The organism is Streptomyces sp. NPDC002138 (assembly GCF_040296485.1).
Taxonomy (GTDB): domain Bacteria; phylum Actinomycetota; class Actinomycetes; order Streptomycetales; family Streptomycetaceae; genus Streptomyces.
The window spans coordinates 43,495-63,037 of sequence record NZ_JBEOXE010000001.1; the positions used below are offsets into that span (position 1 = coordinate 43,495).

Sequence of the window (19,543 nt, forward strand, 5' to 3'; positions counted from 1 at the left end):
CAGGACGTCTCATTCGGGTCCCGCCGGTTACGCGGGAGGCTCGCCGCCCGCGGCGCGGACGAGGGCCGTGAGCGCGTCGTGGGCGAGGTTGCGGGCGAGGCCGACCTTGAACGCGTTGTCGCGCAGCGGCCGGGCCTGCTCCAGCTCCGCGTCCACCGCCCGGCGTACGGCTTCGTCGGTGGGCGCGGAGCCCGCCAGCAGCTGTTCGGCGACGGTGGCGCGCCAGGGCCGGTGGGCGAGGCCGCCGAAGGCGAGGGCGACGTGCCGCACGCGGCCGTCGGCGAGCTGCAGTACGGCGGCGACCGAGGCGAGGGCGAAGGCGTACGAGGCCCTGTCGCGGGCCTTGCGGTAGAGGGACACGGCGCCGGGGGCGGCCGGGGGCAGCACCACGGCGGTGATGATCTCCCCGGGCCGGATGACGGTGTCCCGCTCCGGGTGGTCCCCGGGCAGCCGGTGGAACCCGGTGGCCGCGACGCGCCGCGGGCCGCGCTCGTCCCCGTACAGCTCGATCTCGGCGTCCAGGGCGGCGAGGGCCACGGCCATGTCCGAGGGGTGCGTGGCGACGCAGTGCGCGGAGTGGCCGAGCACGGCGAGGTCGCGGTGCACGCCGTCGCGGGCGGCGCAGCCGGTGCCGGGCTCGCGCTTGTTGCACGGCTTGGACACGTCCTGGAAGTACGGGCAGCGGGTGCGCTGGAGCAGGTTCCCGCCGGTGGTGGCCATGTTGCGCAGCTGCCCGGACGCCCCGGCGAGCAGGGCCTGGGAGAGCGCGGGGTAGCGGGCCCGTACGAGGGGGTGCGCGGCCAGGTCGCTGTTGGCGACGGTGGCTCCGACGCGCAGGCCTCCCGTGCCCGTTTCCTCGACCTGGTCCAGGGGGAGCCGGGTGAGGTCGATGAGGGTGCCCGGCGATTCGACCCCGAGCTTCATGAGGTCGACGAGGTTGGTGCCGCCGCCGAGGTAGCGCGAGCCCGGGTGACGGGCATGGGCGGCCACGGCCTCCTGGAGGCTGGTGGCCCGTACGTAGGCGAAGGGCTTCACGCGATCACGTCCGGGCTCGGGGCGGAGGGAGCGGTCGGCGCGGACCGGGCGCCGACTTCGGCGACGGCGTCGACGATCCCGTTGTAGGCGCCGCAGCGGCAGAGGTTCCCGCTGAGCCGCTCGCGGATCTCCTCGCGGGTCAGGGCGACGGGGCCGTGCGCCGCCGCCACGTCGGTGACGTGCGAGGGGTGCCCGGCGGCGGCTTCCCCGAGCACGCCGACGGCGGAGCAGAGCTGGCCCGGAGTGCAGTAGCCGCATTGATAGGCGTCGTGCGCGAGGAAGGCCCGCTGGAGCGGGTGCAGCGCCCCGTCGGCGTCGGTGTCGGTCTCGGTGTCGGTGTCGGTCCCGGCGTCGGCGTCGGCGTCCGTGGACGTGTCGGCGAGACCCTCGACGGTCGTGACCTCGGCCCCGTCCTGCGCCACGGCGAGCAGCAGGCAGCTGTTGGCGCGCCGGCCGCCCACGAGGACGGTGCAGGCACCGCACTGGCCGTGGTCGCAGCCCTTCTTGGACCCCGTCAGGTCGAGCGTCTCGCGCAGGGCGTCGAGGAGGGTGACGCGGTGGTCCAGGTCGAGCAGGTGGTCCGTGCCGTTGACGCGCAGCGCGACGCGCGAGCGGAAACCGTCGCCCTCGGGTCCGCCGGGCGGCCGGCCGCCCGGGTCGGGTCCGGCGGGACTTCCGGCGCCTGCCCGGGGCATGGAATGATTTCCGCTCGCAGCCACGACTGTCCTTAATGTCCGTTACAGGATGTGTCCCGTCGACTGCCCACCCTCCGGCATTCCACACGTGCGGGCGGCTGGGCGCGCCGTCACGCGCCGCGGCCCGATCCGTTCAGCGGCGGTAGGAGGCCGTGGCGATCCGGACGAACGAGCGGATCAGCGGATTCGTGTCCGCCTCGCCCTCGTTCCACGCGACCACCACACGGCTCGGCGCCATGTCGGTCAGCGGTACGACGGCCAGACCCTCGGGCGGCCGGTGTCCGAGCGGGGCCATCCCGACCGTGCCGTTCCAGAGCACCGCCTGCAGGCACTCCTGGACGGCGCGCACGACCGGGCCCTCGCGGGGCTCGCCGCCGTTCCAGTACGCCTGCCAGACCGGGTCGGTGCCGTCCGGGAACCGGAACCAGCGCCGGTCCGCGAGGTCGGCCCGCTCGAGACGGCCGCGGCGGGCCAGCGGATCGTCCGCGCGCAGCACGGCGCCCACCGGGTCGGCCCGCAGGTCATGGACCGTCAGGCCGCTCTCGTCGAACGGCGCGCGGGTCAGGGCGATGTCGACGAGACCGGCGCGCAGACCGCAGGTCGGATCGGTCAGGTCGGTCTCGCGGACGCGGACCTCGACGCCCGGGTGCCGGCGGCGGTACGCGGCGGCCAGCCGGATCGCGCCGCCGTCGGAGCCGTCGCCCAGGATCCCTACGGTCAGGGCCGCCGGGCCGGCCGCCGCCGCGACGCGCACGCGCACCTGATCGGCCTGGTCGAGCAGGGTGCGCGCCCCCTCCAGCAGCGCGGTCCCGGCCGGAGTGAGGGCGACGCCCGCGGGGGAGCGGTGCAGCAGGACGGCGCCGACGTCCGCCTCCAGCCGCTTGATCGCGCGGCTCAGCGGCGGCTGGCTCATGTGCAGCCGGGCGGCGGCCCGGCCGAAGTGCAGTTCTTCGGCGACGGCCACGAAATAGCGCAGCGTCCGCAGCTCCATGACCGGTGACGATACCCGTACGGCATCGGCGCGCCCCAAGCGGTCTTGGACGGCGGCCGCGCCCGGGCGGTGGAATCGGAGCATGACCGACGAACCGATGTACGACGCGATGTCCGACCCGACGTCCGACCCGACGTCCGAGCCGATGGACGCCCCGGGGCACGCCGAGATGCCCGACCCCGCCGTACAGCCGTCCGGCGCCCAGGAGATCGCCCCCGGCCTGCTGGTGATCCCGAACCAACGCGTCGGGCTGGTGCCCAACATCGGTGTCATCGGCGGTACCCGGGCCGTCCTGGTCGTCGAGACCGGCCTGGGCACCGCCAATGCCGAGCGGCTCCTCGCCTTCGCGCTCGAGGTGGCGAAGGGCCGCCGGCTGTACCTGACGACGACGCACTTCCACCCCGAACACGCCTTCGGTGCCCACGTGTTCGCGGGCCGGGCGACCTACCTGGTCAACCGCGCCCAGGCGGACGACCTCGCGGCGAAGGGGCCGGGGTACCTGGACATGTTCCGAGGCCTCGGCGGGCCCGTCGCCCGCCACCTCGACGGCGTACCGGTGCCCGCACCGGACGTGGTCTACGACGACGCCGGGTACGACCTGGACCTCGGCGGCCGGACCGTACGGCTGCGTCCCACCGGCCGGGGGCACACCCGGGGCGACCAGGTGGTCGAAGTGCCGGACGCCGAGGTGCTGTTCACCGGGGACCTGGCCGAGACCGGGCAGTTCGCCATCTTCCCGTGGTTCCCGCCGTACGACACGGACGTGTCCGGGGTGCGCTGGCTGTCCGTGATGGACCGGCTGGCCGCCCGCCGCCCCCGGGTGGTGGTGCCGGGGCACGGCGACCTCGGCGGCCCCGGCGTGCTCGCCGCCGTCGCCGACTACCTGCGCGAGCTGCGCGACGAGACCTGGCGGCGGCGTGACGCGGCGATGGGCCCGGACGCGATCGTCGCCGAGGTACGGGCGCTGCTGACCGAGCGGCATCCCGAGTGGACCGGGCAGGAGTGGATCGAGCGGGGCGTGGGGTGCCTGTGCGCCGAGCACGGCGCGTGACGCCCGGGCCGACCTCGCTCCCCGCCGGGGGATCAGCGGCGCTGGTACGCCATGTCACGCGCGGCGTCCAGGGCGGTGGCGACCGCGCCCATGAGGACGGCGTCCTCGCCCAGCACACCGGCGGTGACCTTCGGCCGCAGCGGGGTGAGCGTCCGCAGGGCGCGGCGTACGGTCGGCAGCAGCAGGTCGGCGCTCTGGCCCAGGCCGCCGCCGAGGACGACGAGGTCGGGGTCCAGGACCGCGGACACGGCCGAGACGATGAGGGCGAGGTGCTCGCCTTCGGCCTCCACCGCCTCGACCGCGGCGGGCACCCGGGCGCGGGCGGCGTCGAAGACGTCCGCGGCGGTGAGCGGCCCGGTCATCCCGCGCTCGCGGGCGGCCGCGACCACGGCCTCCGCGGAGGCGACGGCCTCGGCGTTGGTGCCGCGAGGGCGTCCGGCCCACGGCAGGAACCCGATCTCCCCCGCTCCTCCGTGCGCCCCGGTGAAGATCCGGCCGTCGGTGACGATCCCCATGCCGAGGCCCGTTCCGATCATCAGGTAGAGGAAGACCCGGCTCGACGCGCCGACGCCGAACGTGTACTCGCCGAGGGCGGCGAGGTTGGCGTCGTTGTGGAAGGCCACCGGCAGCCCGAGCCCGTCGCCCATCCGGTCGGCGAGGCCGGGGCGCCCCCAGCCGGGCAGGTTGCGGGCGTAGCGCACGCGGCGGGACGCCTCGTCGTAGACGCCGGGGGTGCCGACCACGGCGTGCGTGACCTTGGCCGGGTCGGCGTCCGACCGCTCCACGAGGCCGCGGGCCGCGCCCACGACGAGGTCGGCCAGCGCACCGGAGCCGCGGGCGTCGTTGCGCACGGCGGAGCGCGCGACCACGGTGGCGTCGAGGTCGGCGAGGGCCACCCGTACCCAGCCCCGGCCGATGTCGATGCCGAGCGCGTATCCGGCGGTGGGGTCGGGGGAGTAGAGCACGGAGGTCCGGCCGCGTTCGGGCGAGTGGGTGCCGGCTTCGCGCACCAGGGCGGCCTGGGCCAGGGCGGCGAGGGCGCTGGACACCGTCGGTTTGGACAGGCCGGTGTCGCGGGCGAGTTGGGCGCGGGAGGCGGGTCCGCCGGTACGCAGACGGTCCAGCAGCAGACGCTCGTTGGCGCTGCGCTGGCGTTGCGGATTCCAGGGCCGCTCCGCACTCCCGCCACCGACGACCGTCACGGGATCATTCTGGCATCCCCCGCGACCGGCCGACTCCCCGTGTCCCGGCGCTCCCGACCCCTTGACGCGCGTAAGTAAAGGTTCCTAACTTAAGCGCCCAGGAGGCCGGACCGGTCTCCGTGCGCGCCCCCACGGACGCCGTCCCGTCCTGCGCACCACCCGCCCAGGGAGCCCTCTCATGCCCGTGTCCCCACCCCCGAAGGTGAACGGCGGGTTCGCCCGCAGGATCGGCCTGTTCCAGGCGACCGCCATCAACATGAGCCAGATGTGCGGCATCGGTCCGTTCGTCACGATCCCGCTGATGGTCGCCGCGTTCGGCGGCCCGCAAGCCGTCATCGGGTTCCTCGCGGGCGCGCTCCTCGCCCTCGCCGACGGACTCGTCTGGGCCGAACTCGGGGCGTCCCTGCCCGGCTCGGGCGGCAGCTACGTCTACCTCCGCCAGGCCTTCCAGTACCGCACCGGCCGCCTCATGCCGTTCCTGTTCGTCTGGACGGCCATGATCTTCATTCCGCTCATCATGTCCACCGGGGTGGTCGGCTTCGTCCAGTACCTCGGCTACCTCGCGCCCGGTCTCGGCCAGACGGCCGGAGACCTCATCGGCCTCGGGGTGATCGCCCTGGTCGTCCTGCTGCTGTGGCGGGGCATCGCCCACATCGCGCGGATCACCACGGTGATGTGGGTGGTGATGATCGCCGCGGTGGTGCTCGTCATCCTCGCCGCCGTCACCCACTTCAGCCCGGCGCGCGCCTTCGACTACCCCTCCGGCGCCTTCGACGTCACCGGCACCGCCTTCTGGTCCGGCTTCGCGGCCGGTCTGACCATCGGGATCTACGACTACCTCGGCTACAACACCGCCGCCTACATGGGCGCCGAGATCAAGGACCCCGGTCGGACCCTGCCGCGTTCCATCATCCGGTCGGTCCTCGGCATCATGGCCATCTACCTGCTGCTCCAGGTCGGCGCGCTCGGCGTGATCGACTGGCACCGGATGCTCGACCCGAAGGACATCGCCGCCACCTCGGTCGCCTCCGCCGTGCTGGAGGAGACCTGGGGCGCGGGCGCCGCCCAGGTGGTGACCGTCCTCATCCTGATCACCGCCTTCGCGTCGGTCTTCACCGGCCTCCTGGGCGGGTCCCGGGTGCCGTTCGACGCCGCCAGGGACCGGGTCTTCTTCCGCTCGTACGCCCGGATGCACCCCCGGCACCGGTTCCCCGTCCTCGGGCTCGCCACCATGGGCGTCATCACGGCCGTCGGCTTCCTCATCGGCCGGCACACCGACCTGGTCACCCTGATCCAGCTGCTGACCACCGTGATGGTGCTGGTCCAGGCGCTCGCCCAGATCGCCGCCGTGACCGTACTGCGCAAGCGCCAGCCGACCCTGCCGCGCCCGTACCGGATGTGGCTGTACCCCCTGCCGTCGGCGGTCGCGCTCGTCGGCTGGCTGGTGATCTACGGGTACGCCGACCACAACGCGCCGGGCCGCCATCCCATCGAGTGGTCGCTGGCGTGGCTCGCCCTCGGCTGCGTCGCCTTCGTCGTCTGGTCCCGCGTCGAGAAGGTGTCGCCTTTCGGACCGCGCGAGGTCCGCGAGGAGTACGTGGAGGCCGCCGAAGCCGCGGCGGCCCCCGCTCCCGCGCCCTGAGGGAGTGAGGCGGGCGGACCGGGGCACAGTATCCTGCGGTATCCGCTGGACAGGGGGTGTCCGCGGCGCGGACCGTAGCGCAGGAGAGGGGCGGCCGGGTGAGAACGGCACGGGCGTTGGCGACGTTCGACGAGGTCGAGCTCGGTGACCACGTGTGCTGGCTCGTCAAGGCGGCCGCCCCGTTCCCCGGGGACGCGCGGGCCTACGTGGCGGACGGGGCGCTGTACGGGGACAAGATCGTGGTCCTCGGTTCCACCGGCGCCGCCTCCGGCCTCCGGCGCGACGCCGTGCCCTCCGCCTCGGTGGTCCTCGACTTCCCGAGTGCCACGGATCCCGGTTCCCTGCTCGCCGCCGTGCGCCGCGAGGCGCGTACGGCGGCCCGCGAGGGCTACCGGTCGGTGCGCGTCCTCGCCGAGCGGATGCCCGCGACGGCCCCCGGCGGCGCCGAGGAGCTGGTGGCCCAGGAGATGGGGCTCGACGAGTTCGCCTCGGAAACCGGCGCCATCGTGGTGTGCGCCTTCAAACCGGCCCAGTGGCGGACGCCTATGCTGGAAGACGTGGCAGGTGTGCATCCGCAGGAGATGGGCACACGCGCCGGACGTCCGGCCTTCCGGATGTTCAGCACGGGCGCCGACAGCTGGAGCGTGGACGGAGTGATCGACTCTGAGTGCGCGGCGGCCTTCAACCGCGCCGTCCGCGCAGCGGTACGACGCGCTCCCCGGGTGACGCTGCGCTTCGACACCCTCGACATGATCGACGCCGCGGGCATGCACGCGCTCCTCGACGCGGCCCGCCACCTGCCGGACCGCCGGATCGTGGTGGAAGGCGCCAACGACACCGTGCGCCTGTGCTGGGAACTCGCGGGCTACTCGACCGCCGGACTTCCGGTGGTGATGAGCGCATGACCGAGGCCGTGCCGACGACGCCGCCCGGCCAGGACGAGGCCGCCTTCCGCCACGAGCTGTACCCCTACCGAGGTGACGCACAGTTCCTGTCCGGCACTCTGGGTTTCATCCAGGAGGCCCTGGACTGCGGCGAGGCGGTGGTCGTGGCCGTGCCCGAGCACAAGACGTCCCTGCTGCGCGGCGAGCTCTCCGACGACCCCGCCGTCACCTTCGTCGACACGACCGCCGCCGGCTCCAACCCCGGCCGGCTCATCGCCGCCTGGGCGGACTGGATGAAGGAGCGGGGCGAGGGCGACAGGCCGGTACGGGGCATCGGCGAAACCGACTGGCGCCGGGCACGCAGCGCCGCGCACCTCTCCGAACTGCGCTATCACGAATGGCTCTTGAACCGGGCCTTCGCGCAGAGCCCCACGTGGTCGATGCTGTGCCCCTACGACGCCGCCGACGACGACCCGGCCGCCCTGCAGTCCATGTCCCGCTGCCACCCGCTGATCCGCCGGGAAGGCCGGTACGAACGCAACGACGGCTACCTCCCGGCCGAGGACTACGCCTTCGACGCCCTCGCCGGTCCCTGCGACCCCTACCAGGAGCTGAGCTACACGCACGGTGACCTGGCCGCGATCCGCTCGAAGGTGTCCCAGTGCGCGTCCGACGCCGGCGTCGCGCCCGGCCGGCTGCCCAAACTGGCCGTCGCCGTCACGGAGATCGCGACGAACAGCATCCGCCACGGTGGCGGCCGCGGGACGCTGCGCACCTGGACCCAGGAGTCGACGTTCCTGTGCGAGTTCCGCGACGCCGGATACATCGCCAACCCGATGACGGGCCGCACCCGCCCGACCCCCGAGCAGATCGGCGGCCGCGGCCTCTGGCTCGCCCACCAGCTCTGCGACCTGGTCGAGATCCGCTCCGTCCGCGAGCAGGGCACCACCATCCGCCTCCACATGGACGTCCCGAAGTAGCGTCAGCCGCCGTGCGCCCGCAGGGTCGTCAGCCAGACATGCCCCGGATGCGCCCGGGCCAGCAGGCCGGCGAGAGTCCGCCGCTGGCGGTCGTCCATCAGCGCGAGCGCGCCGTCGAAGTCCCGCTGGTCCTTCGGGCGGGTCGCCTTGGCCTTGAACAGCAGCGCGAGCTCCGGTGCGAGATAGGGAATCCCGTCGGGCGTGCGGCGGACGACGTCCGCGTACGGCAGCCGGATCGACGGGTCGCGACGGCAGATCCAGGTCGGGCCGTCATGCGGCTCGCGGAAGACGTCCACCAGGAAGTTCCCGGTCGACGGGTCGCGCAGCCAGGTCTGATGTGTCAGGTCCGCGACCTCCGGGGTGAGTTCCCAGACGCGGTCGGACGCCACGACATCGAAGACGAACCCGGGAAACCGGTCCCGGACCTCGCCGAACCGGGCCGCCGGGACGGCGATCTCGAGGTCGCTGTGCGCGCGGGTCCGCCCGCCCAGGAACAGGTCGACGGCCCAGCCCCCGGCCACGTACCAGGGAGCCGAGACACCCGCCAGCCGCTCCGCCACCTCGGCCGGGCTCCAGGCGGCCGCCCACCGGCCCTGCGCCTCGGCTTCGGTGATCTCGACTCCGCCCGAGGGCAATCCGTGGGTCATCCGGCCAGATTACCGGGCGGCCCCGGGCCCCACCGGGCCGATCGGCCCGCCGGTAGGCGTGGGACGAGCGGGGCGACCCACCGGTACGGGCCCCGCCGATTGGACCCCGGTAATTCGGACACACGCAGAGTGTGCTGAAGATACTTCTGGTGATCCTGCTCGGCGTGGTGGCGGTGCTCGCATCGCTCGCCGCGGTCCTCTTCTCCCCCTGGTGGTGGGCCGCGGCCGGGCCCTTGCTGCTGCTCGCGCTGACCGCCGTGCACGACCTCCTGCAGCGGCGGCACTCCATCCTGCGGAACTACCCGCTCCTCGGGCACCTGCGGTTCGCCATGGAGACGCTGCGGCCGGAGGTCCAGCAGTACTTCATCGAGCGCAACGTCGAGGGCCGCCCCTTCGACCGCGATGTCCGCAGCATCGTCTACGAGCGGGCCAAGGGCACCGACGCCGAGGAGCCGTTCGGCACCGAACTCGACCTCTACCGGCCCGGCAGCGAATACCTCGCCCCCTCCATGGCCCCCCTCCCGGTACGGACCGACCCGCCCCGGGTCCGGATCGGCGGCCCCGACTGCACCCGGCCGTACGACATGGCCCTGCTCAACGTCTCCGCGATGAGCTTCGGCTCCCTGTCGGCCAACGCGATCCTGGCCCTCAACACCGGTGCGCGGATGGGCGGTTTCGCCCACGACACCGGCGAGGGCGGCCTCTCCGAATACCACCTGCGGCCCGGCGGGGACCTCGTGTGGGAGATCGGCACCGGATACTTCGGCTGCCGTACCGACGACGGGGACTTCGACGAGCGCCTGTTCGCCGAAAAGGCCGCGAACCCGCAGGTCAAGTGCGTGTCCCTGAAGATCAGCCAAGGCGCCAAGCCCGGCATCGGGGGCGTCCTGCCGGGGGCCAAGGTGACCTCCGAGATCGCGAAGGTGCGCGGGGTGCCCCAGGGGAAGACCGTGATCTCACCGCCGTACCACCGCGTGTACTCCACCCCGCGCGAGCTGGTCCGCTTCCTGGCCCGGATGCGCGAGCTCGCCGACGGCAAACCGGTCGGCTTCAAGCTGTGCGTCGGCTCGCGCCGCCAGTTCCTCGCCGTCTGCAAGGCCATGCTGGAGGAGGGCGTCACACCCGACTTCATCATCGTCGACGGAGCGGAGGGCGGGACCGGCGCCGCCCCCCTGGAGTTCGCCGACAACGTCGGCCTGCCGCTCAGCGAGGGGCTGATGACCGTGCACAACGCCCTCGTGGGCGCCGGACTGCGCGACCGCATCCGGATCGGGGCCTCCGGCAAGGTCGCCACCGGCAGCGACCTCGTCAAACGCCTCCTCCAGGGCGCCGACTACACGAACTCCGCCCGCGCCATGATGTTCGCGATCGGATGCATCCAGGCGCAGCGCTGTCACACCAACACCTGCCCCGTCGGCGTCGCGACCCAGGACGCCCGGCGCGCCCGTGCCGTGGACGTCGGGGACAAGTCGCAGCGCGTCCGGCGCTACCAGGAGGCCACCGTCAAGAGCGCCCTGCAGATCATGGCGTCGATGGGCGCGGAGAGCCCCCGTGACCTGCGGCCCCACATGCTGATGCACCGGGTCGACCCGCACACCGTCCGTTCGTACGCCGACCTCCACACCTGGCTCGCTCCCGGACAACTCCTCGCATCTCCGCCCGAAGGCTGGGCAGGCGACTGGATGGCGGCCGATCCCGACCGCTTCAGCAGCTGACCCGGCACGCGCACCGAGCGGCCGGAACCGGACCGAAGGGCACTCCTGTGGCACGCACCGTCGCCCACGTGATCGTCAACGCACTCAAGGAGCTGGGCGTCCAGCACGTCTTCGGAGTCGTCGGGGACGCCCTGAACCCGCTGACCGACGCCATCCGCACCACCGACGGCCTGGAGTGGGTCGGCTGCCGCCACGAAGAGGCCGCCGCCTTCGCCGCCGGGGCGCAGTCCCAGCTCTCCGGAACCCTCGGGGTGTGCATGGGCACGGTGGGGCCCGGCTCCGTCCACCTGCTGAACGGGCTCTACGACGCCGCCAAGAGCCACGCCCCCGTCCTCGCGATCTGCGGGCAGGTACCCCTCGCCGAGATCGGCAGTGACTACTTCCAGGAAGTCGACAACGACCTGCTCTTCCGTGACGTGGCCGTCTACCGGGCCACCGTCACCTCCCCGGACCAGATGCCCCGCGTGCTCGAATCCGCCGTACGCGCGGCCGTGACGCGGGGCGGAGTGGCCGTCCTGACCGTGCCGGGCGACCTAGGGGATCAGGAGCTGACCGACGACCGGCCCACGCGCTTCGCCCTCGACCGCGCCGTCACCCGCCCCGACGACCCGGCGCTCGTCCGGGCCGCCGCGGTGCTGAACGAGGCGTCCCGCGTGACCCTGCTCGTCGGCCAGGGCGCCCGCGAGGCCCGTACCGAGGTCCTGGAGGCCGCCGAGCTGCTCGCGGCGCCCATGGTGCTCACCCTGAAGGCCAAGGAGGGCTTCGAGGACGACAACCCCTTCCAGGTGGGCCAGACCGGCCTCATCGGCAACCCCGCCGCCGTCCACGCCCTCGACAGCGGGGAGGCGCTGCTGATGCTGGGGACCGACTTCCCGTACCGCGAGTGGTACCCGCAGGACGTCAAGGTGGTCCAGGTCGACGCGCGCGAGGAGCACCTGGGGCGCCGGACGCCCGTGGACGTCGGCCTGGCCGGCGATGTGGGCGCCACGCTGCGGGCCCTCCTGCCGCTGCTCAAGGCGGCCCCCGACCGTGCCCACCTGGACGACGCCCGGGAACGGTTCGCCCACTGGCAGGAGGGGCAGCGACGGCTGGCCGACCCCGCGCACGAGCACCGCTGGACCGGGAAGCTGCGGGCGGCGCTGGACAACCGTGACCACCAGATCCGCCCCGAGGCGCTCGCCGCCGCGATCGACGCGCAGGCGGACGAGGACGCCGTCTTCACCTCCGATACCGGTATGGCCACCGTCTGGCTCTCCCGCTTCGTCACCATGCGCGGCGACCGGCGCCTGATCGGTTCGTACAACCTCGGCTCGATGGCCAATGCCATGCCGCAGGCGCTGGGCGCCCAGCTGTGGGCCCCCGACCGGCAGATCGTCGCCCTCTGCGGGGACGGCGGCCTGAGCATGCTGCTGGGCGATCTGATGACCATCAAGACGTACCGGCTCCCGGTGAAGCTCGTCGTCTTCGACAACCGCCGCCTCGGCATGGTCAAACTCGAACAGGAACAGATGGGCCTGCCCGAATTCGGTACGGAGCTCGACAACCCCGACTTCGCCGCGGTCGCCACGGCCCTCGGTCTGACGGGAATCCGGGTCACCGACCCGGCGGAGCTGAACGACGCGGTCCGCCGTGCCTTCGAAACCCCGGGCCCGGTCCTGCTGGACGTCCTCACCAACCCCGAGGAAGTGGCCGTACCGGGCAAGCCGACCGTCTCGCAGGGCTGGGGCTTCGCCATGGCCAAGATCAAGGAGGTCCTGCCGGGCCGCGAGGGCTGAGGGACCCCGCGCCGCGAGGGCTGACGGAACCCCGCACGGGCGGTCGGCCCGCCTGCTCCTGTGCCCCGGCGATCTCCTCCTGCACCCCGGCGATGACGAGCGCCACGTCGTCGGAGGCATCCGGGTGGCGCAGCGCGGCCAGGAGCCGGTCGCAGGTCGCCTCCAGGGACAGCCGGGGGTCGGCGAGGAGGCCGAGGAGGAGGTTCAGCCGGTCGTCCAGGGCGTCGTCGCGGGTCTCGACGAGACCGTCGGTGTACAGGACCAGCCGGTCGCCCGGGACCAGGTCGAGGACGCTGGACTGGAACCGGGGGCCGCCGAGGCCACCCGCGCCGAGCGGCACTCCGGCGGGCAGCGCGAGCAGTTCGGGGGCCCGCCCCGCCCGGATGAGGACGGGAGGCGGGTGACCGGCGACGGCGAGGCGGCAGCGGGAGCGGTGCGGGTCGTAGGCGGCGTACACGCAGGTCGCGATGGTCTGCTCCAGACCGGCGGTGATGTGGTCGAGGTGGCGCAGGACACGGGCCGGGTCGAGGCCCAGCTCGGCCAGGGTGCGGGTGGCCGTGCGCAGCTGGCCCATGGTGGCGGCGGCGTGCACCCCGTGGCCCATGACGTCGCCGACCACCAGGGCGGTCTTGTCCTTGGGCTGGGGGATCGCGTCGAACCAGTCGCCGCCGATTCCGCTGGCCACCGACGCGGGCTGGTAGCGGTAGGCGATCCGCAGGCCGGCGGCGTGGGGCGGCGGGTGCGGCAGGAGATGGCGCTGCAAGGTCAGGGCGGTGTCGCGGGCGTGCTGGTACCAGCGGGCATTGTCGATGGCGAGGGCGGCGCGGGTCGCCAGTTCGACGGCCAGAGCGACGTCGTCGTGGCCGAAGGGCAGCGGATTGCGGGCGCGCAGGAGCCCGAGGACGCCGAGCACCTGGCCGCGGGCGGTCAGCGGGACCGCCAGGTAGGAGTGCACGCCCTCGCGGGCGAGCAGATCCGCGGCCGCCTCGTCCCGGGAGATGCGCGCCAGGTCCGGCCGGGTGACGCGCGCGACCAGGACCGGGCGCCCCGTGCTGACACAGCGCGTGACGAGGCGCTCGGCCGGGTAGACGGCGCGCTCGCCGACCGGGTCCGCGGCGTCGACGGCGTCCGTCTCGTAGGCCGCGGCCACCGCCAGGGCCTTGAAGAGGGCCTGCTCCGTCCCGGGGCCGGGCAGTGTGACCATGCTGCCCTCCAGGACGGAGTCGAGGACATCGACCGAGGCGACATCGGCCAGATCTGCCACGACGAGACCGGCGAGCTCGCGGGCCGTACGCTCCACGTTCAGGGTGGTACCGACCGTGACCGACGCCCTGGCGATCACATCCAGGTGCCGCCGGGCCTCCGTGGCCTCGGCGGCCGCCCGGTATCTGTCGGTGACGTCCACCACCGACAGGGCGACACCGATCACCCGCCCGCTGGGGTCCTCCAGCCGGTAGTACGACCCCGACCAGGCGTGCTCCCGGTCCGGGTCGGCGGGCGTGCGGCCCACCCCGAACTGGTCCAGCAGGGGCACGCCGCTCTCCAGGACCTGCCGCATGGAGGCTTCGATCACGTCGGTGTCCAGGAACGGCAGCGCCTCCCGGACGGTCTTGCCCAAGTGTTTCTCCGCGGGCAGGCCGTTGATCCGTTCGAGTGTCGGATTGACCAGGACGTAGCGCAGGTCGGTGTCCAGCACCGCCAGCCCCAGCGGGGACTGCGCGACCAGCCGCACCGACAGCGCCAGGTCGCGCTCCACACCGCGCAGCACGGCCTCGTCGCACGCGATCCCCAGGGCGTACACCCCGCCCTGCTCGTCCAGCAGCCGCATGTTGCGGAATTCCACGAGCCGCGTGGAGCCGTCCTTGCGCCGTACGGGAAACACCCCGGCCCAGGAGCCGCCACCGGCCATGACCTTCGCGAAGAGCTCCAGGACCAGGTCCACGTACGCGTCCGCGACCAGCAGCTCGGCCGCGTGCCGGCCCAGCGCCTCCTTGGCGGACCAGCCGAACAGCTCCTGGGCCTGCGGACTCCACAGGGTGATCCGCCCGCGCGCGTCCAGTACCACCGCGGCCACGCTCAGCACGTCGAGCAGACCGCCGGGCTCGGACGGCACCACCCCGACCGGGCCGGGCCCGGCCCGCAACGCATCCGACGCGACCATGACCGGACCTCCTGAACCGCTACGGCGCGCGCTCGCCCGTACCGACGCTCCTCTCATCCTCCCCCCGCCGGGCCCGGGCGGCAGCGCCGCCAGGCGTGGGCGGCGGTCACGACGGCGACCAGCGGGCCCCACAGCAGCAGCGGCGCGTAGCAGGCGTTCATGATCCAGGCGGCCGCTCCGCGCGGTCCGTCCGGGCCGCCCGCGTCGGAGGGCATGCCGCCCAGGAACATCAGCAGGCTCACCGCTGTCGCCGCGAGGGCTCCGAGCGCCGCCGGAACGACCACCGCCCACACCGGGACGCGGCGGCCGCCCAGCACCGGGAGCTGGGGCGGCAGCCGCTCGCCCCACGGCCTGACCAGTCCCACGGTCAGGAAGGCGAGCCCCTCGGTGACGAGGGTCAGCAAGACGATGTACGAGGAGGTCTCCAGGCCGGGCCGCCAGTCCCGCGCCAGCTGTCCGCTCCAGCCGACGGGTATCCCCACGGCCATCGCCATCCGCCACAACCCCGAGGGCAGGACCACGAGGGGCACGGCGTGTGCCGCGCGTACCACCCAGCGCGGGCTGCGCGCGGCGGCAACGGGCGCATCGGTGAGCAGGGGTTTTGCTGGGTTCACGGCGATCTCCTGAGCGGCGGGGGCGACACCACCACGCTCACACGGCGCCGCGCGGCCCACGTCCCCCCACGGAACCCCCGCGGGTCACCCGTCCGACGCTCCCCCTCCACCCGAAGGAGGAGGGGGAGCGGGGACGGGGCGGGCGCGGCGGCGCACCGGGGAGCCGGGCATGCTGTCACCCATGCCGTCACACACGCCGCCGTCCCACACGTCGCCCTTACACCCGCTGCCGTCACGCACGCCGTACTCGACGGAGTCCTTCCAACTCCTCCCCGGCGCCGACACGTCGCCGGTCATCCTGCACGTCCCGCACTCCTCGCGCGTCATACCGGAGCCGGTCCGCGCCGGGATCGTGCTGGACGACCGCGCGCTGGAGCGGGAGCTGGACCACATCACCGACTCCCACACCATGGAGATCGCGGCCCGGGCCGCGGCGGGCGCCGCGCTCACGCCGTGGCGGTTCGTCAACGGACTGTCCCGTCTCGTCGTCGACCCGGAGCGGTTCCCCGACGAGCGCGAGGAGATGCTGGCCGTGGGCATGGGCGCGGTGTACACGCGCACCACCCACCGGGAGCGCCTGCGACCGGACGGCTTCGACGCCTGCCCGCTGATCGACCGCTACTTCCATCCGTACGCGGCTGCCATGACACGGGCCGTGGAGGAGCGGCTGGAGGCCACCGGACGGGCGGTGATCATCGACGTGCACTCGTACCCAACGCACCCCCTTCCGTACGAACTGCACGGAGGGGGCGCGCGGCCGCCCATCTGCCTGGGCACGGACCCCTTCCATACGCCGGCCGCCCTCCTCGCCCGGGCCGGGAAGGCGTTCGCGGGCTGCGGCGGCACCGCGCTGGACACCCCCTTCGCCGGTACGTACGTGCCGTTGAAGTGCTACGGCGTGGACGACCGGGTCAGTGCCCTGATGGTCGAGATCCGCCGGGACGCGTACATGTCCGAGCCGGGCGGTCCCGCCGGAGCCGGCGTCGCCGGTCTCGCGGCGGCTCTGGCGGAACTCGTGGGCGGCGGCCCTTCGGGGGGTGCCTAGGGCTTGGCGGGGGCCGCGGCCCCTTCCGTGTCGAAGGTGTAGAACTTGCGGTGGTCCAGCATGTCGGCCGGGGTCACGTTGTTCCACGGCCGCATGGGGCTGTGCAGGTCGATCACCTGCGGGGTCCGGCCGGCGGGCAGATAGGCGGACTTCGGGTGACGGGCCTGCCATTCTGCCCAGAGCATGTCAACGAAGGCGTGGTGCATCCAGAACACCGGGTCGTTGGGAGACGCGGCGCTCGCCATGTGGCCGCCCACCCACACGTGGACCCGGTTGTGGATGTTGGCCCCGCGCCAGCCCTCCAGGTGGTTGCGGAAGCCGTTGGCGGCGCTGTTCCAGGGGGCGGCGTCGTACTCGGCCATGGCGAGCACGGCGTTGACCTCGGCCTTCGTCGGCAGCTGGACCCCGCCCGCGCCGAGGCCGCGCCGCAGGTACTGGCGCGCGTCCACTCCCGCGGTGATCGGCCACTTGCCCGCCGGGTACGCGAACGGCCCGTCGAGGACCTGCCCGTCCCGGGCCCGCCTGGTGCCGCCGAGGAAGTCCGCCGCCCAGAGGGAGGAGTCGGGAGCGCGGTCCGCGGTCCAGTCCCAGTACGGGAGCGAGACCTTCGGGTTCACCTTCTGCAGCTCCGCTTCGAAGTCGAGCAGGAAGCGCCGGTGCCAGGGCAGGAAGGAAGGGCCGCGGTGGGCGACCCGATTGCCGAAGTCGGAGTCGGCCATGAGGAAGGAGTTGTGAGCGCTGACGAACCGGTCGTAGACGCCGGTGCGCTTGAGCTCGAGCAGGGCGTTGGTGAAGGCGCGCTTCTCCTCGGGGGTCAGCTTGGCCTGGTTCTTGCGGACGGTCATGCCGTACCCCCCTTGAGGTCGAGCGCGACCAGGGCGGCGCCCTGGAGGTCGAGGACGGCGGCCCGGGCGGCCGAGACCGGGTCGGGAAACGTCTGGTAGTGGTTGACGACGCTGAGCCAGCTGTTGTCGGCATTGCGCATGAGGTGCAGCTCCTTGCCGTCTATCCGCACGGTGGGCAGACCGGGGGAGCCGTGGCCGCCGTGGTGACCGCCCGCGTCGAGACCGATCTCGATGCGGCGGCCTTCGTAGACCTCGTCGATGGTGCCGGTGGGCAGGGAACCGGGCGCGCCGGAGGCCGGTTCGGCAGCTGGTGACGAGGTGTCCGTGTCGGACAGCAGAACGGCGGCAGTGGTCGCGCCGGCGACCGTGACTGCGCCGGCAGCAATGGCCAGAGCCTGCCGGCGGGTGATCGTTTTCATGGCTTGAAGAGGTATCAGAAGGCCGGGAACAGCTGATCAGTGCCCCATGCAAGCACCTGTCGGTCCGTCAACGGGCGGGCGTCACTGCTTCCGTACGTCGGCCGCGACGATGACGCCGTTGTGGACGGTGTACGTCCCGGCGAAGTACTGATGCGTTCCGTCCGTCTGCAGCGCGTCGAGCCGCATGGTCACCCTGTCGCCCGACACGGACTCGATGACGACCGTATCGGAGACCGTGTCGGCAAGGCCCTCGACGAAGGAATCGTAGGTTCCGCCCAGGTTCTTCCCGCCGAGGTCCCACGCGGCCGCGTAATCCCTGGCGTTGATGTCCGCGAAGTAGTCCTTGACGACCTGCTGGGCGGGATGGGCGTCGGCGGTGGTCGGCGGGTTCGGCGGCGGTGCGGGGCTGGTTCGCGCCGGCGCCGGGACCTCGGGCGTCTTCTTCGTCTCGCGGGGGCTGGGCGGTGGTGGTTGCGGTCGTGGCGGTGGCGTGGCTGTCTCGGTGATGGTGACGGGCGGGGGCAGCGGCGAGTCCTGGGACTGGTTGCTCATCACGACGGCGGCGCCGCCGCCGGCCAGCAGGACCAGCGAGATCGCGGCGATCAGCAGTGTCTTGTCCCGTTTCCGCTTGCCGTCGCTGCCCGCGCCGCCGGTGCTGCCCGCGCCGCCCGGGTGGTTGTCGCGGCCGACGAAAGGCACCTGTGCGGTCGGGAGAGGGGCCGCGCGACCGCCGTCGTACGCCGTCGGTGCGGGCCCGGTCCGGCCGGCCCCTCCGAGTGACGGCACCGGCGTGGGCGGCGTGGTCAGGGTCTGTTCCTGGGGGAGGCGCTCGGTGTCGGCGCCGTCCACCGCCGGAACGGCCCGAGTGGGTGGATGCTCCGCGGCCCCGGACGCCGGTGGGCTCACCGGCACCCCGGCCGCCACATCGCTCAGCATCCGCTGGGCATCCTCGGCCTGGGGCCGCTCGGTGGGGTCCTTGCGCAGGAGCGCGTCGATGACGGGGGCGAGCGGGCCCGCGTGCCGGGGTGGCGGAAGCTCCTCCGAGACGACGGCCTGCAGGGTACTGGCCGTCGTGGTGCGGCGGAATGGGGACTGGCCCTCCACCGCCGCGTACAACGTCACGCCGAGCGACCAGAGATCGGACTCCGGGCCCGGCCGACAGCCCATGGCACGCTCCGGCGCGAGGTAGTCCGGCGAACCGATGACGTCACCGGTGCGGGTCAGACCGCTGGAGCCTCCCATGACGGCGATGCCGAAATCGGTGAGGACCACGCGACCACCGCGCTCGAGCAGGACGTTGGCGGGCTTGACGTCGCGGTGCAGGACACCCGACTGATGCGCCCGGTCCAGCGCCGACAGCAGCTGCATGCCGAGCCGGGCGGCGTCCCGCGGCAGGAGCGTGCCCTCCGTGGCGATGACGTCCGCGAGCGACTGTCCGTCGATCAGCTCCATCACGATCCACGGCCGGCCGTCCTCTTCCAGCACGTCGAAGACGGTGACCACCCCGGGGTGCTTGACCCGCGCGGCGGCCCGCGCCTCCGTCACCATACGGGCGTGCAGCACCGTGAGCTCTTCGTGCGGGAGTCCGCTGACCGCCAGCTCCTTCACCGCCACCTCACGGGTGAGCACCTGATCCCGCGCCCGCCACACGGTCCCCATCCCGCCGTGGCCGAGCTGCTCGACGAGGAGGTACCGACCGGCCAGCAATCGCTCTTCATCGCCAGTCATGGTGCTCCCGAATCATGATCAGGAACGCGCGGGCTTCATGCGACAAGCGTGCGTGTCTTCGCGGTACAGGATTCCCGCGCCGGGGGCCGACGGGCCCACCTCTTTCCATACTGT

Annotated in this window: 17 protein-coding genes; 7 read left to right on the forward strand and 10 right to left on the reverse strand. The window is 73.1% G+C overall.

The window, feature by feature from the left end:
* Window positions 1–27: 27 nt before the first annotated feature.
* The 3 genes from ABT084_RS00210 to ABT084_RS00220 all read right to left on the reverse strand — a co-directional run bounded on the left by ABT084_RS00210 (window position 28) and on the right by ABT084_RS00220 (window position 2,721).
* On the reverse strand, window positions 28–1,035 hold the full coding sequence (locus tag ABT084_RS00210) for an FAD binding domain-containing protein (RefSeq protein ID WP_351037197.1): 1,008 nt from the start codon (window positions 1,033–1,035) through the stop codon (window positions 28–30).
* On the reverse strand, window positions 1,032–1,730 hold the full coding sequence (locus ABT084_RS00215) for a 2Fe-2S iron-sulfur cluster-binding protein (protein ID WP_351037199.1): 699 nt from the start codon (window positions 1,728–1,730) through the stop codon (window positions 1,032–1,034). Before ABT084_RS00215 ends, ABT084_RS00210 begins: the two co-directional genes overlap by 4 nt.
* Before the next feature lie 133 nt (window positions 1,731–1,863).
* The gene (locus tag ABT084_RS00220) at window positions 1,864–2,721 is read right to left on the reverse strand and encodes a LysR family transcriptional regulator (RefSeq protein ID WP_351037201.1); all 858 of its coding nucleotides are present in this window, start codon (window positions 2,719–2,721) and stop codon (window positions 1,864–1,866) included.
* An 82-nt stretch (window positions 2,722–2,803) separates the two neighbouring features.
* Here ABT084_RS00220 and ABT084_RS00225 point away from each other — a divergent pair, with 82 nt between their 5' ends.
* Entirely contained in the window at window positions 2,804–3,772 is a 969-nt protein-coding gene (locus ABT084_RS00225) for an MBL fold metallo-hydrolase (RefSeq protein ID WP_351037203.1), read from the forward strand.
* Between the two features lie 32 nt (window positions 3,773–3,804).
* Here the strand turns inward: ABT084_RS00225 and ABT084_RS00230 are convergent, their stop codons facing one another.
* Window positions 3,805–4,974, reverse strand: a complete 1,170-nt coding sequence (locus tag ABT084_RS00230; protein ID WP_351037205.1) for an ROK family protein — start codon at window positions 4,972–4,974, stop codon at window positions 3,805–3,807.
* 178 nt (window positions 4,975–5,152) lie between these two features.
* Here ABT084_RS00230 and ABT084_RS00235 point away from each other — a divergent pair, with 178 nt between their 5' ends.
* The 3 genes from ABT084_RS00235 to ABT084_RS00245 all read left to right on the forward strand — a co-directional run bounded on the left by ABT084_RS00235 (window position 5,153) and on the right by ABT084_RS00245 (window position 8,480).
* Window positions 5,153–6,616, forward strand: coding sequence for an APC family permease (locus tag ABT084_RS00235; RefSeq protein ID WP_351037206.1), 1,464 nt, complete (start codon window positions 5,153–5,155; stop codon window positions 6,614–6,616).
* 98 nt (window positions 6,617–6,714) lie between these two features.
* On the forward strand, window positions 6,715–7,521 hold the full coding sequence (locus tag ABT084_RS00240; protein WP_351037207.1) for an MEDS domain-containing protein: 807 nt from the start codon (window positions 6,715–6,717) through the stop codon (window positions 7,519–7,521).
* Complete coding sequence (locus ABT084_RS00245; protein ID WP_351037209.1) at window positions 7,518–8,480, forward strand: anti-sigma factor RsbA family regulatory protein; 963 nt, start codon at window positions 7,518–7,520, stop codon at window positions 8,478–8,480. Before ABT084_RS00240 ends, ABT084_RS00245 begins: the two co-directional genes overlap by 4 nt.
* 2 nt (window positions 8,481–8,482) lie before the next feature.
* On the opposite strand, the gene ABT084_RS00250 is transcribed toward ABT084_RS00245, so the two are convergent.
* Window positions 8,483–9,127, reverse strand: a complete 645-nt coding sequence (locus ABT084_RS00250; RefSeq protein WP_351037211.1) for a nucleotidyltransferase domain-containing protein — start codon at window positions 9,125–9,127, stop codon at window positions 8,483–8,485.
* Window positions 9,128–9,258: 131 nt separating this feature from the next.
* Between ABT084_RS00250 and ABT084_RS00255 the strand changes: the two genes are divergently transcribed.
* Together ABT084_RS00255 and ABT084_RS00260 are read left to right on the forward strand one after the other, a co-directional pair.
* Entirely contained in the window at window positions 9,259–10,842 is a 1,584-nt protein-coding gene (locus tag ABT084_RS00255; protein WP_351037212.1) for an FMN-binding glutamate synthase family protein, read from the forward strand.
* Between the two features lie 47 nt (window positions 10,843–10,889).
* Window positions 10,890–12,617, forward strand: coding sequence for a thiamine pyrophosphate-dependent enzyme (locus ABT084_RS00260; protein ID WP_351037214.1), 1,728 nt, complete (start codon window positions 10,890–10,892; stop codon window positions 12,615–12,617).
* Here ABT084_RS00260 and ABT084_RS00265 read toward each other — a convergent pair.
* Both ABT084_RS00265 and ABT084_RS00270 read right to left on the reverse strand, forming a co-directional pair.
* On the reverse strand, window positions 12,586–14,778 hold the full coding sequence (locus tag ABT084_RS00265) for a SpoIIE family protein phosphatase (RefSeq protein ID WP_351037216.1): 2,193 nt from the start codon (window positions 14,776–14,778) through the stop codon (window positions 12,586–12,588). The two genes, ABT084_RS00260 and ABT084_RS00265, sit on opposite strands and share 32 nt — an antisense overlap.
* A gap of 53 nt (window positions 14,779–14,831) precedes the next feature.
* Entirely contained in the window at window positions 14,832–15,392 is a 561-nt protein-coding gene (locus ABT084_RS00270) for a hypothetical protein (RefSeq protein ID WP_351037217.1), read from the reverse strand.
* A 181-nt stretch (window positions 15,393–15,573) separates the two neighbouring features.
* On the opposite strand from ABT084_RS00270, the gene ABT084_RS00275 reads away from it, so the two are divergent.
* The gene (locus tag ABT084_RS00275; RefSeq protein WP_351037219.1) at window positions 15,574–16,437 is read left to right on the forward strand and encodes an N-formylglutamate amidohydrolase; all 864 of its coding nucleotides are present in this window, start codon (window positions 15,574–15,576) and stop codon (window positions 16,435–16,437) included.
* On the opposite strand, the gene melC2 is transcribed toward ABT084_RS00275, so the two are convergent.
* From melC2 to ABT084_RS00290, 3 genes are all read right to left on the reverse strand, one after another.
* The gene (melC2, locus tag ABT084_RS00280; protein WP_351037221.1) at window positions 16,434–17,282 is read right to left on the reverse strand and encodes a tyrosinase MelC2; all 849 of its coding nucleotides are present in this window, start codon (window positions 17,280–17,282) and stop codon (window positions 16,434–16,436) included. The genes ABT084_RS00275 and melC2 overlap by 4 nt on opposite strands.
* Complete coding sequence (melC1, locus tag ABT084_RS00285) at window positions 17,279–17,701, reverse strand: apotyrosinase chaperone MelC1 (protein ID WP_351037223.1); 423 nt, start codon at window positions 17,699–17,701, stop codon at window positions 17,279–17,281. Before melC1 ends, melC2 begins: the two co-directional genes overlap by 4 nt.
* An 81-nt stretch (window positions 17,702–17,782) precedes the next feature.
* Entirely contained in the window at window positions 17,783–19,429 is a 1,647-nt protein-coding gene (locus ABT084_RS00290; protein WP_351037225.1) for a serine/threonine-protein kinase, read from the reverse strand.
* Window positions 19,430–19,543 lie beyond the last annotated feature (114 nt).